The organism is Calditrichota bacterium (assembly GCA_013152715.1).
GTDB lineage: Bacteria > Zhuqueibacterota > Zhuqueibacteria > Thermofontimicrobiales > Thermofontimicrobiaceae > 4484-87.
Genome location: JAADFU010000036.1, coordinates 1 through 15,035, shown reverse-complemented (window position 1 = coordinate 15,035; position 15,035 = coordinate 1). Strand labels below are relative to the sequence as shown.

General features: G+C 43.9%; 13 protein-coding genes. 3 read left to right on the top strand and 10 right to left on the bottom strand.

Annotation, left to right across the window (positions count from 1 at the left end; translation table 11 throughout):
• Positions 1–38: 38 nt before the first annotated feature.
• The 6 genes from GXO74_03225 to GXO74_03200 form a co-directional block, all read right to left on the bottom strand.
• Positions 39–905 (bottom strand): site-2 protease family protein, encoded by an 867-nt coding sequence (locus GXO74_03225; protein ID NOZ60671.1) that lies wholly within the window; start codon positions 903–905, stop codon positions 39–41.
• Between the two features lie 36 nt (positions 906–941).
• Positions 942–1,670 (bottom strand): SAM-dependent chlorinase/fluorinase, encoded by a 729-nt coding sequence (locus GXO74_03220; GenBank protein NOZ60670.1) that lies wholly within the window; start codon positions 1,668–1,670, stop codon positions 942–944.
• Positions 1,671–1,890: 220 nt separating this feature from the next.
• Complete coding sequence (locus GXO74_03215; GenBank protein NOZ60669.1) at positions 1,891–2,769, bottom strand: formate dehydrogenase accessory protein FdhE; 879 nt, start codon at positions 2,767–2,769, stop codon at positions 1,891–1,893.
• Between the two features lie 299 nt (positions 2,770–3,068).
• A complete protein-coding gene (locus tag GXO74_03210; protein ID NOZ60668.1) occupies positions 3,069–4,265 on the bottom strand; it encodes a phosphoglycerate kinase in 1,197 nt (398 codons plus the stop codon).
• Between the two features lie 123 nt (positions 4,266–4,388).
• On the bottom strand, positions 4,389–5,690 hold the full coding sequence (locus tag GXO74_03205) for an acetyl-CoA hydrolase/transferase family protein (GenBank protein NOZ60667.1): 1,302 nt from the start codon (positions 5,688–5,690) through the stop codon (positions 4,389–4,391).
• A gap of 23 nt (positions 5,691–5,713) precedes the next feature.
• Positions 5,714–6,826, bottom strand: a complete 1,113-nt coding sequence (locus GXO74_03200; GenBank protein ID NOZ60666.1) for an alanine dehydrogenase — start codon at positions 6,824–6,826, stop codon at positions 5,714–5,716.
• A 477-nt stretch (positions 6,827–7,303) separates the two neighbouring features.
• On the opposite strand from GXO74_03200, the gene GXO74_03195 reads away from it, so the two are divergent.
• From GXO74_03195 to GXO74_03185, 3 genes are all read left to right on the top strand, one after another.
• The gene (locus GXO74_03195) at positions 7,304–8,548 is read left to right on the top strand and encodes a TonB family protein (GenBank protein NOZ60665.1); all 1,245 of its coding nucleotides are present in this window, start codon (positions 7,304–7,306) and stop codon (positions 8,546–8,548) included.
• A gap of 446 nt (positions 8,549–8,994) precedes the next feature.
• The gene (locus GXO74_03190; GenBank protein ID NOZ60664.1) at positions 8,995–10,575 is read left to right on the top strand and encodes a hypothetical protein; all 1,581 of its coding nucleotides are present in this window, start codon (positions 8,995–8,997) and stop codon (positions 10,573–10,575) included.
• A gap of 63 nt (positions 10,576–10,638) precedes the next feature.
• A complete protein-coding gene (locus tag GXO74_03185; protein ID NOZ60663.1) occupies positions 10,639–11,580 on the top strand; it encodes an ROK family protein in 942 nt (313 codons plus the stop codon).
• 64 nt (positions 11,581–11,644) lie between these two features.
• Here the strand turns inward: GXO74_03185 and GXO74_03180 are convergent, their stop codons facing one another.
• The 4 genes from GXO74_03180 to GXO74_03165 all read right to left on the bottom strand — a co-directional run bounded on the left by GXO74_03180 (position 11,645) and on the right by GXO74_03165 (position 15,000).
• Complete coding sequence (locus GXO74_03180) at positions 11,645–12,448, bottom strand: DUF4412 domain-containing protein (GenBank protein NOZ60662.1); 804 nt, start codon at positions 12,446–12,448, stop codon at positions 11,645–11,647.
• 138 nt (positions 12,449–12,586) lie between these two features.
• Entirely contained in the window at positions 12,587–13,549 is a 963-nt protein-coding gene (locus GXO74_03175; GenBank protein NOZ60661.1) for a hypothetical protein, read from the bottom strand.
• A 128-nt stretch (positions 13,550–13,677) separates the two neighbouring features.
• Positions 13,678–13,974: a T9SS type A sorting domain-containing protein gene (locus GXO74_03170; GenBank protein NOZ60660.1), complete on the bottom strand. Its 297-nt coding sequence runs from the start codon at positions 13,972–13,974 to the stop codon at positions 13,678–13,680.
• Positions 13,975–14,115: 141 nt separating this feature from the next.
• The gene (locus tag GXO74_03165) at positions 14,116–15,000 is read right to left on the bottom strand and encodes a T9SS type A sorting domain-containing protein (protein NOZ60659.1); all 885 of its coding nucleotides are present in this window, start codon (positions 14,998–15,000) and stop codon (positions 14,116–14,118) included.
• Between the last annotated feature and the right edge of the window lie 35 nt (positions 15,001–15,035).

The following is a 15,035-nucleotide window of genomic DNA, read 5'->3' as shown; positions in this document are numbered from 1 at the left end:
AAACGATATTTTCTGCAATTTGTTTTTCGCCTGCCAAATCAATTAATGTGGAAAGGCACCGGAACGAAAGAGATCAGAAAAATTACAAAGAGAAAATAACCAACGATGCGGCGTTTTCCGTCGATTTGATGGAAATCGTCAATGGGATTCGGATGGCGAAAGCCGAACCAGATCAAAAGCAAAACCAGCAGAATCCATCCCTGGTACCAGAGAGCGCACAGGACAATGAAAGCGCCTAACGCAAATTTGTAAATGGTTTGACTTTTTCGTCCGAAAAGCGCATAAAGCACATGCCCACCGTCAAGTTGGCCGATGGGGAGCAAATTGAGCGCCGTGACAAAAAGTCCGGCCCAGCCAGCGTAGGCCATGGGATGAAGCATGGTATCGAAACCTTTGGGCTCCGGGCCTAAAATGATTTTTGCAAGTTTGGAAAACAAAAGTGATTCGCCAAGGTAGATATGCGCGCCCTGAGATTGGATTTGGGGCACGAAAGTAGATAGCTTCAACCCGATGATGAGCACTGGAATTGTCACAATTAATCCTGCAATCGGTCCCGCAGCGCCGACATCAAACAGCGCTTTTCGACTCGGAATGGGCGATTTCATTCTGATGAACGCGCCCATGGTGCCAAACGGTTCCAGCGGCACGGGAATAAAATAGGGGAGAGTGACGTCGATGCGATACTTTCGGCACATTAAATAGTGGCCCATCTCATGGGCCAATAAAATTGAAATAATCGAGAGAGAGTATGATAGACTGTTGACGTAATAGGTGGTCAGAATAGTCAATAAAAAAAGCAAAATATTGATTTGAATGCGTTTTCCTTCGACTTTCTGAAGCAAAGATTTTTTTTGCGTGGGCTGCGAATAGTCGGGATATGTGTACTCGTAATTATCGTTGCTCATAAAAATTCCTTTGTCTTTCCGGGGCAAATTGCGCGATCAAATCATCGTAACAATCACTTCTTCGTCTCGCTGAATATGCAGTTTTTCACTGGCATTGCCGTTTCTGATTCCGATTTCCAGATAAGCGGAACTGCCAAACAGAGCGACAGGTTCGTCTTTTTCAACTTCTGCGTAAGAGTTTGACAATTTTTTGATGGTCAGAGTTCCCACAGAAATAGAAAAAAATCGACTTATTTTCAAAGAGCTCGTTGGAATATTGGTGATTAAATTTCCGAAATGGTCGATGTAAATAATTTGTCCTCTGATTTTCTTGTCCTCGATTACCGGCAATTTGATTTCGCCGCGGGCGTAATCGTGGATTTCATTGCCAAATTTATCAAGGGAAATTCCCAGAGCCAGATGCGCTGAGAGCGGGGCAAAAATATCTCTGCCATGAAATGTGCGACTGATCTCTCTGCGAAAAAAATCCCGATTGGTCGCTTCCACGACGCGCTTAATATGATCTTCGTGAAAAATGTATTTGAGAAGAGCGTTGTCCGGTGCGACAAAAAAATAGCGTTCTGTCTCTGCGATGATGATTCTCCGCTGTGTCCCCACGCCGGGATCGACAACGGCAAGATGGATTGCTCCTGCCGGGAAAAAACGATAACTGTTTTGCAAAACAAAAGCGGCGGCTTCGACGTCCTGCGGCGGTATTTGATGAGTAATGTCGATAATTTGCATTGCCGGATGGATTCCGAGAATGACGCCCTTCATCGTTCCCACGAATCCGTCGCGATCTCCGAAATCAGTAATTAATGTAATTATACTGTTGGGTGTTGGCATTGTGAAAAATTGTGGTTTTCATTGTTTGGTGCATTGTCGGATTTGAGCCGTCCGGCTTTAAATGTTGAATTCGGTCGCTAATTTAGGTTTAAAATGCTGACGCATTAATTCCCAGATACAATCATTGTTAATAGATCAAAAAAATGTAGCAAATAGTTTGTCATGACGAGTTGTCATGGTTGCTCAATTCAAAATAAAAAGATAAATAGTCGTTCAATTCATAGCCTAAATGTTTCGCTAAAATGTCGAGATAATAGGTGGCGATATTGGTCACGCTGAAATCAATTTTATTTGTCAAAAAGGAATGATTCACTGTTTTTAGATACTGGCCGCACTGATCGCACGCTTCCACGCGGTACGGCTTGCGGTCGCTTAAAAAAAGCAATTTCTGCTTTTGGGGGTCGTCGTTCAAACAAAACGGACATTTGTCGACTGAGTAGTGCCACGTTGTATTACAGCGTCGGCACCACAGCGTGCGAATTTCTCGCTGTTCGTCAATTTCGGAAAAAGCGGGCTGGCTGCCGCAGACCGGGCAAATTGCTTCGTTCCAATGGCTTTGCTCGATACGATGCGAGAAAGTTTCTGCGCTGAGCTCGAAAAACGGAGCGCTGACCAACTCGGTGAAAATTTTGGTGAATTGAACAGAGATATCATAATCCTTGCTGAATGACGAAAATGTTGCGGCGTCATTACTGAGCAAAGCGATGATGAATTTTTTCAGCGAAAAGCGACGTCGATCATTCAATTCGCGCAGTCGCAGCAGCTCTTCTTTTCTCCAATAAGCGAATTCACGAAAGACGGGAAACACGAGATCAAATAATTGATCAATGGCGCCTTCGTCGATGTTTTGAAAAAGAGCTTCGTGCAAAATCGGTTTGCGTTGTGAAAGTCTTGCTGAAACGTCAATTCTGTTAAGTTTTTGAAACGAAACGGCCGCCGACAACAGACGCATGCATTTCACGTGTACGTTGAAAAGCTTTTCATGAAAATCGATGTAAAATCTCGAAAATCGTTGCACGTTATTCGATCGATTTTGCATTTTCGCCGGTCCTGATAGTTGCAGCCCTGAGATCGTGCGTCAGGCTCATCGCCGCGGACGATGACAGATGTGTGCAGTTTCCTCGTTGAAATTAATTTGTGCATCGCTGAAAAATAGCGCCTGGTCTGGTTCTGCCAAAAATCATTTTTGTCGGCGCTGACTATTGCAATGAACAATATCATTAAAAAATTTCTTGAAATCTTCCCCCCTAAAATTGATCCGCAAATTTAATAAATGCTGAAAAAAAATAATGTGCCCGACAGGATCAGATTGCCGGGTTTTTCACTGAATCAAATCATTCATTTATCGCTCAGCGCCTCAATGCCGGGGAGTTTGATGCCGGCTAAAAATTCCAGCGACGCGCCGCCGCCAGTCGAAACGTGCGTAACTTGATCTGTTTTGCCCGCCTTTTTCAAGGCTGAAGCCGAGTCACCGCCGCCAATGACGGTGATGGCGCCTTTTTTGGTAATTTCAGCCAGTATCTCGGCAATGCGCATTGTCCCTCTGGCAAAAGCGTCAATTTCAAACACGCCCATGGGGCCGTTCCAAACGACAGTTTTGGCGTCGGAGAGGATTTTTTCGTATTGGGCAATGGTTTTGGGCCCGATGTCCACGCCAGCCCAACCGTCGGGAATAGAGGTGTCGTTGGTAGTTTTTACCTGTGCCTTTTCAGAGATTTCATCGGCAATCACATGGTCAAAGGGCAGTTGGAGCGTCACGCCTTTTTGGGCTGCTTTTTCCAATACGGCTTTTGCCAGAGCAATTTTATCTTCCTCCAGCAGCGAGTTGCCGATGGAAATGTTTTGCGCTTTCAAAAAAGTATAGCTCATTCCGCCGCCAATCAACAGTGCATCCACCTTTTCAAGCAAATTGTCGATGACGTCTATTTTGCCGGAAATTTTTGCGCCGCCCAAAATGGCAATCAGCGGCCGTTGCGGCGATTCAATAGCGCTGCCCAGATATTTTAATTCTTTTTCAATGAGATAACCGGCGGCGCATTGACTAAAGAATTTTGTTACTCCTTCTGTCGAGGCGTGAGCGCGATGGGCGGTGCCAAAGGCGTCATTTATGTAAACATCTCCCAGACGCGCCAATTGTTTGGCAAACTCGGGATCGTTTTTCGTCTCTTCTTTGTGGAAACGCAGGTTTTCCAACAGCAGCACATCGCCGTCGTTCATTTCCGAAACTGCTTTTTCCACTTCTTTGCCGATGCAATCGCGCGCATATTTTACATCTTTGCCCAGCAGTCGGGATAATTCATCAGCCACCGGAGCCATGCGCATATTTTCGATTACTTTTCCCCCGGGGCGGCCCAAATGGGACATCAGAATTGCTTTGCCCCCGGATTCGACAATTTTTCCGATTGTCGGCAGTGCCGCTTTAATTCTTGTATTATCAGTTATTTGCAGATTTTCATTTAAGGGCACGTTAAAATCAACTCTCACTAAAACTCGTTTCCCCTGCAAATTCAGATCATCAATTGTCAGCTTCGTCATAATTTTCTCCTTAAGTCTATCTCATCGAATTTTCTAATTTCTCATCAGCAATCGCTTCGCTTTTGTCGTTTGCACGCACACAAACAAAATTTTTGACATTTGAAGCTATTCGTACTTTTCAGGCTAAATTAAATGATGTTCTTTGGCAAAATGCGTCAATTCATCACGGAAATCCGGGTGCGCAATTTTGATGAGCGCCTCTGCGCGCCGCCGCAGACTTTTTCCGTGCAAGTAGGCGACGCCGTATTCAGTGACCACATAATGCACATCGCCGCGAGAAGTGACCACGCCGGCGCCTTCTTTCAAATGAGGAACGATTTTGCTCACTTTCCCGTTTCTTGTCGTGGACGGCAACGCGATGATCGGTTTACCGCCTTGAGAACGCGCCGCGCCGCGAATAAAATCGACCTGTCCGCCAAAACCTGAGTAAATTCTGTAGCCGATGGAGTCAGAACAAACTTGCCCGGTCAAATCTACTTCAATCGCTGAGTTGATCGCGACCATGTCATTGTTCTGGCCGATAATGAACGGATCGTTGGTATATTCCACCGGATGCATTTCAAAAAGCGGATTGTTGTGAGTAAATTCGTACAATTTTTTTGTGCCGAGCAGAAATGTCGCAACAACCTTGCCAGTGTGGAGTTTCTTTTTTGCTCCGGTAATCATGCCTTTTTCAATCGCTTCCATGACGCCGTCAGAGACCATCTCCGTGTGAATTCCCAGGTCTTTTTTGTTGTCCATCGCACGCAACGCCGCGTCGGGGATGCCGCCGATTCCCAACTGTAAAGTTGAGCCGTCTTCCACGAGGTCCGCAATATATTCGCCGATCTTCTTTTCCACTTCACTTGGGGCATTAATCTGCAACTCGGGCAAATCAGATGAGTGTTCGACGATTTTATCGGCGCGGGAAATATGAATGAAACAATCGCCCAGCGTACGCGGCATTTTGTCATTTACCTGAACTATCAGTTTTTTCGCGCGCTCCGCCGCCGCTTTTGTCGCCAGATCTTCTACACCGAAAGATAAAAATCCGTGTTCGTCAGGCGGCGATGTCTGAATAATTGCCATATCCAGCGGCAACGTGCCGCTGTTGGGATCAAACAGTGAAGGGATCTGGTACAGAAAAATCGGAAAATAATCGGCTTTTCCTTCATTGACAGCTTTTCTATCGGCAGGACCGACGAACAGCGATTTGTGGCGAAAATGGCCTTCCATCCCCGGAGCGGACAGGGGATCATTGCCCAGAAGAAGTACATGCACTGCATCGACATCTACTAATTCGTCTTTTCTTTTGGCTAATGCCTCTACTAACGGAAATGGGGTTGCGGCATTGCCGGAAATATAAATACGCGAACCGCTCTCTATGATTGAAACTGCTTCTTCGGGGGAACATAGCTTGTTTCTGTATGACTCTATTATTTTCATGGTTGTCTCACTTTCCTCAATTATTATTTACATTCAAATTTCTCATAAGGCAGATCAAAAATGTTAGCTAATCCTCGATTGACGCATTTGCCGTTAAAGATATAGGTCCCTGTTTGCAGGGCATTGTTCTGGCGGCAGGTTTCAACCACGCCGATGCGGGCGATCGATTGGACAATTGGCAAAACAATATTATTCATCGCGCGCGAGGAAGTCCTTGCCGTAGCCGACGGAATATTAGGAACGCAATAGTGCAAAATATCATGTTTAACAAATACAGGATCGGAATGCGTCGTGGGCCGACTTGTTTCAACACAGCCGCCTTGATCGATGGAAGCGTCAATGATCAGCGCTCGTTTTTTCATTTCTTTCAATAATTCTTCAGTAATCACAATCGGAGTTCTTTTATTCGCTTGGTAAATCGCGCCAACGAACACATCGGCAAATTTAAGCGCGCGTTCTAGTGAGTAATGGTTAGCGACCGAGGTGATGATGTTTCCGCGTAAATGTTCTTCAATGTAACGCAGTCGAATCAAATCATCGTCGAGGACAATCACCTGCGCGCCGAGAGCCAGAAAATATTTCGCCGCATTGAAGCCCAATGTCCCCGCGCCAAGGATGACGGCTGTTGCGGGCGGAATGCCGGGAAAGCCTCCGATGGCAATGCCGCGGCCTCCGTTGTTGGATTGCAAAAATCGTCCGGCGATTTGCGGCAGCATGTTACCGGCAATTTCGCTCATCGCAACCAAAAGTGGGCGATATTTCGGACCGAATTCAATGAGTTCAGTACCGACAGCGCTGACATTTTTTTCAATTAAATTTTCCAAAGCTTCCTTGCTTTGAAACCGCAATTGGAGAAAAGAAAAAATCATCTGATCGCTACCAAGCAATTTCGTTTCTTCTACAGTCAGGGGCATCACTTTGACAATCAAATCGCTTCGTTTATAAATCTCTTCGGGAGAAAAAACAATTTGTCCGCCCATTTTTTGAAAATTCTCGTCCGAAAATCTACTTACTTCACCAGCCCCATGCTCGATAAAAACATTGTGTCCTTCTTTCACCAGCGAATAAACACCCTGACTGGTCAAAGAAATTCGATGCTCTTCAGCCAGTATCTCTTTGGGGATACCAATATTCATTTGAACCTCCATCAGGTTAAAATTTTTATGTAAAATTGTCTCGCTATAAGATAGGGTTTTTATTAAAAAATGCAAGGAAAATTTTATTGAATTCCTTCCCTAATCCAATGAAAAATGATTAAAAATAACATGGTATAATTTTTGTTGCATATTGCCATTGTTCAATGAGGAAAATGTGAAATTGTTTTTTTTGTTTCATTGAGATATGATGTATTGATTTTAAAAAAGTTAGCTTTTGTAAATTGTGATTTTTTTATTATTTTCAAAATGGCAGGTTTGGGTCAAAGAAAAAATTGTAATTCAATTGACTAAAAATCAATCAGATGGTAAATTTATGTCCATTTTGAAGTGAAAAAATATAGCTTTAGGCTTGACTTTTTTATCGGAAAATTGCTATCTTCAAGCAGTCGAAATTGTTGCAAAAATTGTGAGTTTTAAAAAGGACAGAACCATTATTCATCGCTACGGGAGAAAATAGTGAGCGACGTTAAAAAGCAATCAGCGCCAGAAACGCACGAGCAAGATATTCTGCATTTAGCTACTGGTTCATCGAGTTCGGGTAGCACGAGTATTAGTTTTTATATTGAGAAATTCCCCCGTGAATTTAAAAAAGGCTTCTTTCATAATGTTGATAGAGTATTTGCTGCTATTCTGCTGCTTTCTTTCATTTTGAACGTCTCAACAATTCTGTTGTTGGAGAAATTCACTTCAACGGAAGTCAATGAGAAAACAATTTCCAAAATTCAGAAACAATATGCTCAACTTTTGTTGAACAATAAATCTGCCGCAGTCGGCGCCATGAATTCGAGTGCGGTTTCTTCAAATTATGAGAAAGATGTTCAAGCCATTTCAGACCTTTCCGCGTATATGAATGTTTTTCCCGCTGGCGTCACGGATTATCTCAACAAATTCTCACCAGAAAATTTGCCATTCGCCGAGTCGTCGGCGGCAACCAATGCCCCCGGTTTATCTCGCGAGCAGATGGTTGACATGCGACAATCCTCAGCCGATCGTCGGAACCTGGCGCGCAGCAAAATCATCCGAAACGTGGAGAAAGTTGGTCTGCTGGGACTAATTTCGTCCACAAGTCGCGCTGTGGATCAGGAATATGTTCAGGATCTGCTTGAGTATGCCAATAAGAATTCTGATGAATTGCAAACAGTGCTTTCCAAATTGGATCGCATCAAAAAACCTTATTACGGTAATGGAATTTATCAACAGAAGTTAGCCCTGCGCTCAGCGGGAACTAATTACAAAGCAGCTCTCAAAGGGAAGCGAAAAGGCGCAGACGCTGAAGTTGACGCTTTGATTCGCAATATGGCGCCGTTGCAAAAAGCAAAAGCGGAAGTTGTGGCTCGTAATATCCGTTACGAAAAAGTGCCCTCGAGTTCCATGGCAAGCGTGAATAGCTTGAGCAACGCGAAACTCAGGCGCGATGCAAAATCGGTTGTGGCGACAATTCGATCTCATTTGCGCTCGCTTCAGGATTGCTACAAAAGAGAGCTCAGGCAAACGCCTTCTTTGCGCGGTAAGGTTTTAGCGCGCTTTACGGTCGACCCGCGGGGCGCAGTTGTCGCTGCAGAACTCATTTCCTCGTCTTTTAATAATTCGCGCCTGGAAAATTGTCTGCTGGCGAAAATTCGTCGTTGGAGAAATTTCCCCCCCTGCGATCCCTCAGTGGGCAATCAGACATTTCGCCAGACGTTCAAGTTTGGCATGTAAAAGCAAGAAAATGAAAAACAGCTTTTCTCATTTTTTTCGCAGCGTCTTTGTTGCCAATGCACTGTTTTTGTAACCAGCGACTGCTTTTTCTCTCCTTAAGAAAAATGAATTTGAAAAAATCCCCGATGAAAAAATTATTTCTTGCATTAATCGGAAAAATTTGAGATATTGCAGATTCATAATGCAGTGCAGCAAGCTACAAAAAAATCACCGCAGAGTCGCAAAGTTCTCGAAGTTCTCGAAGAGCGAGAGACCAAAAATTATCAATTGCGTTTTCTGTTTTTAAAAAAAGTGATCAAAAAATTATTCAATACCCCTAAATTAAATTATTTATTTTCTTTGCGGTGTTAAATTCTTTTACATCAAAAGCAAAGAAATGATTTGTAATACTATGAGTTTCAATTCGATTTTTATATCTGGCAATGGAAAATTGAAAGGAGAAACAGATGAGCTTGTTTGCCGGATTGGACTGTTCGACGCAGAGTTTCAAAATTGTCATTATCAACACCGAAAAAAATGAAGTTGTCTATACGGATCTGGCGAATTATGATCGCGATTTACCGCAGTACGGCACGGAAAACGGCGTGATCAAAAATTTGGGCGAAACCGTTTCCGAATCTGACCCGCTGATGTGGATTGAGGCGTTGAATATGATTTTTGAACGGCTGGCGAAATCAAATGTGCCTATTTCTCAAATTAAGGCGATTTCCGTTTCCGGGCAGCAGCACGGATTAGTTTGCCTTGACGAAGAAGGAAATCTGTCCCGCGAGAGAAGCAAGTTGTGGAATGATTTTTCGACTCAGGAAGAATGCGATTTGCTCACTGAAGCTGTGGGAGGAATTTCCAACATGATCGCGGAAGTCGGTAATTCCCAGCGAACAGGCTACACCGCGGCTAAAATTTTTCATCTGGTTCGTCACGAGCCCGAGAATTACGCGAAAACTGCCACGCTGTTTCTGGTGCACAATTTTATTAATTGGTATCTGACCGGCGGAAAAAATAACGGCGCGCGCGTCATGGAGCCCGGCGATACTTCCGGCACAGCGCTCTGGCATCCGGCAAAACAGCGCTGGTCAAAAAAAGTAATGGCGGCTATCGCGCCGGATGTCGAAGAGAAACTGCCTGAAGTGAAGCCTGCCGACGAGTTCATTGGAAAAATTTCACCACAGCTCGCGGAAAAATTTGGCTTTTCCACTGACTGTCTGGTGGACGCCGGAAGCGGCGACAACATGTACGGCGCCGTGGGCAGCGGCAACGTGGCTCCGGGAATTGTGACCATTAGTCTGGGAACCAGCGGCACTGCTTACACATTTCTGGAAAAACCTTACGTCGATCCGGACGGAGACATCGGCGCTTTTTGCGACAGCACGGGCAATTATTTGCCTTTGCTCTGCGTTTCAAATCTGGCGAACGGCTACAACGCGATTTTGAAACAATACCATCTCGACCACGCTGATTTCAATGAAATTGTCAAACAAACACCTGTTGGCAATGAAGGCAAAATGTTGATTCCCTGGTTTGGCGGCGAGCGAACGCCGGATGTGCCATTAGCGGCGCCAATTTATTTCGGTTTTCGGCTCGAAGATTTCACCGTCAAATATTTGAGCAGAGCGATTGTCGAAGGCCATATTTTGAATTTGTACGACGGCTTTCGACGTTTGCCGGTGAAACCGCGCGAAATTCGCTTGACGGGCGGATTGTCGCAATCTGAAGTTTGGCGCCAGACTATCGCCGATATTTTCGAAGCGGAGACTGTTCCTGTGGAGGGAGAAGGCGCCGCTCTGGGCGCGGCGTTACATGCAGCGTGGGTTTATCGAAAAACTTTTGCGGATTCGATTCCTTTGTCGGAAGTTGTCCGGCCATTTGTCAAATTGCGGGAAGACAGGCGTTGTCTGCCCACTGAGGCAAACATGAAAAGATACAGAATTTTAAAAAAAATGTTCACCGCTTTGAGCTGTTCAGTGCGTAGTTTGACAGCGACGGATGATATTTTTGCACTGAAGAATCAACTGCTAAAATTCGATTAAGGAAACGTAGAAAAAAATGATTCAATAATGCGGAAAATATTCTGTCAAAATGGGAGCGAAGAAATGAGTTTGTATGTTGGGCTTGATTTGGGAGGCACGAATCTAAAGTATGCGCTGGGAGATGAAACCGGGAATCTGCTCGTTGATAAGTTTCGTCCGTCCCATGCCGATGTATCAAGAGAGTCTGTTTTTGATACGATGGCCGCGGCGGTGGAAGAAATGATCGTCGCGGCAGAAAAAATTGGAGAAAAGATCAGTGGGATCGGTGTGGGCAGTCCGGGAAGCATTGATTTTGAAGAAGGGCGGCTTATCGGCGGCACACCCAATATTGTGAATTGGGCGGACGCTCCCATCAAAGCCACGCTGGAAAAAAGATTTTCCTTGCCGGTTGTCGCTGATAATGATGCGAATATTATGGCGCTCGCCGAGGCGCGGCTTGGCGCGGCAAAAGGCTTTCAAAATATTCTCTGTCTCACGTTGGGAACCGGAATCGGCGGCGGGATATTATTTGGCGGAAAAATGTGGCGCGGCTCGCATTTTTCCGGCGCAGAAGTCGGACACTTTATTATCAATTATGGCGGCCGGTTGTGCAACTGCGGAAATCACGGCTGTTTTGAGCAATACGCTTCGGCGACGGGACTGGTGAAAAATTTTAAAAAGGTCCTGGAGATGCACCGAGAGGAACAAAATTTTCCTGAAATAAATCCGAGAATGATTTTCAAATTGGGACTGGAAAATCATCCGTTGGCGTTAGAAGCAATTTACCAGACAATAGATTATTTAGCGGCGGGAATCGCCAGCATTGCCAATGTGATCGATCCGGAAATTGTCGTCATCGGCGGAGGAATTTCCGAAACGGAATTCGATCTGATTGGGTTAACGCAAAAGAAAATCAAAGAATTTTCTGTAAAGGCGATCACCGCAAAGCTCATCATTAAACGCGCTGAAATGGGGAACAAAGCGGGCACTGTTGGCGCGATTTTGTTAGCCGCGGAAAATTGCTGATTTTTTTTGAAATAAAAAAAGGCGCACTATTTTGATAGGGCGCCTTTCTCTGATTTAGATTTTGTTAAAATGGCATTGGACTTTCTTGCTTGGTATAGCCGGCGGGCAGTTCAAATTCTTTGTCGGAAATTCTTTGCGGCACAATTTTTTTTATGGTTGTCTCACTCACTGATTTGCCGATGCCCAAATTCATGTCAACTTTGGTGTAAATCGGGAACCCTTGTAATTCCTTTGAATTGGGAATTTTACCTTTGATGAGGCCTGTTTTCTCATACATTTTCAGGAAGTCATTGCCAAAGCTGTACTTATTTGTGAGCCACATTTCCATCATCGGCTCATTGTTAAGTGAGAGTATCACTTGTTTGCAGTTGTAGCCGCTAATCGTCTTTTTCTTCCCGGTTACTTTGAAGGAAACAGTAGGCATCGTCTGTTCGCCAAACATGGCATTGAATTTATCGCCCATCATTTTTTTCATCTGTTCTTTCTCTTCAGCGCTGAGCTGATTCATTTTTTGAGCCATTTCACCGCGGAGGGCTTTCATATTTCTTTGCACATCCTCAAAACGGATTTCGATGTACGTTTTTTCTTTCGGATTGAGCGTCCACGATAAGCCTTTATCCAACCGTATGATTGAAATCGTATTGTCCGTTAGATTGACCTGTTTCATTTTTCCGGCTTTGTAATAAATTTTCTCATGCTCGATTTTTGTTTTTGTGCCGGTGAACTTTGTCGAAGTTTTGGTGATCGTTTCGTTTTCCCAATACCCTTCGAATTTTTTCTGGGCGAATAAATTGCTGGTTGCGAATGCCGACGCGATCAGGGCAAGAATAACTGTTGCGATAACGACGATTTTTTGCTTCTTCATCATTTTGCTCCTTAAAAATAGTAAGTAAAAAAGTGATTTGGAATGTTCGGAATTATCCCGAAAATGAATTTGTAATTTAATAGTTTGGATTCTTGAACGGGAAAAAAGATTCCTTGTCGTTTCGCCCATTAAAATATTTGCTCAAACTATTCGATTCAGCGCCCGGGCAAGAAGCGCCGTCAACCAGGATGATTCGCGCTTATTGTGCGCAAAGTCAAACTGACGCCACGCGGGAATGCGTTTGTCAGAAATTAGCAGCCCCGCCGGACTCAAATGGTGAGAAATCTTTTCAACCAAATGAATGAGCAAGGGCGCCCGTTCAACTTTTGCCACCAAAGAAAGCGTGTCGATGACGTTCAAAATATCCAGTCCGGAAAAGGGGGGCGGATAACGCAATTTTTCAAAATGCGCTTTTTCCGAGCCTGCCCAGGGACAATCGAACTTGATATTTTCCAGTGATTTTTTCGCAAAGTGAGTAGCTTTTTTAATTTGCAGACGAGAATGTTCCGGAAAATGGCTGAGTGCCCTGAGCGCGAAAAGAGTCGCCGCAGGACAACCGGAATGATACTCGTTTTTTTCGCCGGGGAACCTATTGCTGTCGCAATGCCAGCTTCCGTCGGGGCGTTGCGTGGAAAACAAATAACGAACTCCGGCAGTTACGGTCCGGGAATTTTTCTCGCCCAACCCGATGAGGCAATCGGTGAGATGCGCCGTCATGCAGACAAGTTCGATGGATTGGCGTTTTTGTTTGTTGTAATTTAAAATGAATTGTCCGCTTTCCGTCTGATTGAGTTTGAGTCGGTGAATCAGCTTTTCGATACCGAGTTCCTTTGCCGATAATTGTAAATCGGAAAAAAAGCGAAGAATCCAATAGAAAGTATTTGCCTGGCGGAAATCCGCCGGAGAGTTGTCCAGCGAAGGGATGCCTGTGATCTCGTCCTGCAGTCGGGCTTTGAGCAAAAGAATATTTTCGTGCTCCAGCGTTTGTTTTTTTATCTTTTCGAAAAGATCTCTTTCCTGCGACAGCAGAATGAGCTTTGCCCACGGATCAGCTTTTTTGAAAACTGCGTCCCGCAAAATTTGTTCAAATGCGCGAATGTCCAAAATAATAGTTCCGTAATGTTATTTGATAAAAAAGTAATCATTGAACGAATGGGAAACTGATGCGTTCCGCAAAAAAAGCCGCATAGTTTAGAGAAATGCGGCTTTTTTTTAGGGAGCAGAAGTTTGCATTAACGCAGCAACAACATCTTTTTCGTTGCGACAAACTTGCCCGCGCGCAGTTGACACAAATAAACTCCGCTGGCGACTGCATTGCCTTTTTCATCTACTCCATTCCATTTCACGCGGTGCGTTCCTGTGGATTGCTGCCCGCTGAACAAAGTTCTGATTTTTTGTCCCTGCAGATTGAAAACCGTCAGTTCGATATTGGATCTTTGAGGAATTTGATAGGTGATTTCGGTTTCAGGGTTGAAGGGATGGGGTAGTTCTGGAGCAGGGCAAAATTTTGAGGAACTTCTACAGTGAATTTCTTATTTGCTGGCTTGTTTCTCGGCAAGCCAAAATCAGATGGCTGATAATTTCGCAAAATAATCGCTATCTGTTTGGTGAGGGATCATCAAGGATAACTTTGTCGAAATTGTGCAAAAGTTTCTTTGGCGCCAGCCACATCATTTTGTTAAAATAAGTTTTTTAGTTCGAGACAATGAACCAGAGATCAATTTGTAAAAATAAATTCCGCTGGTTACCATGTTTCCATATTTATCCTTTCCATCCCAAACTGCCTGGTATTCTCCAGCAGATTGGATGTTATTAACTAATGTTCTCACCTCCTTTCCAATCAAATTATATATTTTTAAAGTAGTATGAATAGATGTTTTGTTGGATAATTGATAATGAATTACAGTAGCTAAATTAAACGGATTAGGATAGTTTTGATAAAGATAGATTTGCCCGGGAACAGATATTTGTCGTTTTTCATCAATAGACAATCGAACATCAGCAATACAAAGGTTTAATTCTTTATTATCATAAATGTTATTCCAATGGAGGCCTTCCTCTAACTGCGGCAATGAATCGATTGGTTCTGTTAACCAGGGGGAGTAATGTACATAATAATACATATAGGGTCCTTCAAGCTCTCGAATTCCTGTCTGAATTTCCGATTCTACGGTCGTGCCCCACCAATTATTACTGGCATCCAACGTATCAACTGTTAAATATTCTAATCCGTCCAACATATAATATAATCCTAGCCCGTTTCCAGTAATTGTGTTACCATTTATGGTAGGATGTTGTATCAGAGGATAACGGAAAAGGCATAATATGCCTCTACTCAAACAATTAATAATTTTGTTATTCGTAATGATTGGAAAAGATTCTAAACAACCGATACCTCCTCCTTTAGAATATTTTATAGTAAAACCATCTATTTTCCCATTGGTTATTGAGTCACAATAAATAACAAAATTATCAGGCCAACCATAGTAAATATTTCCACCATCAATGATACACTTATCTGCTCCAGCACCTTGCAATACCACATTCTCCTTCATCCGAATCCCGTGCTCGTAATAAGTTCCTGGCATCA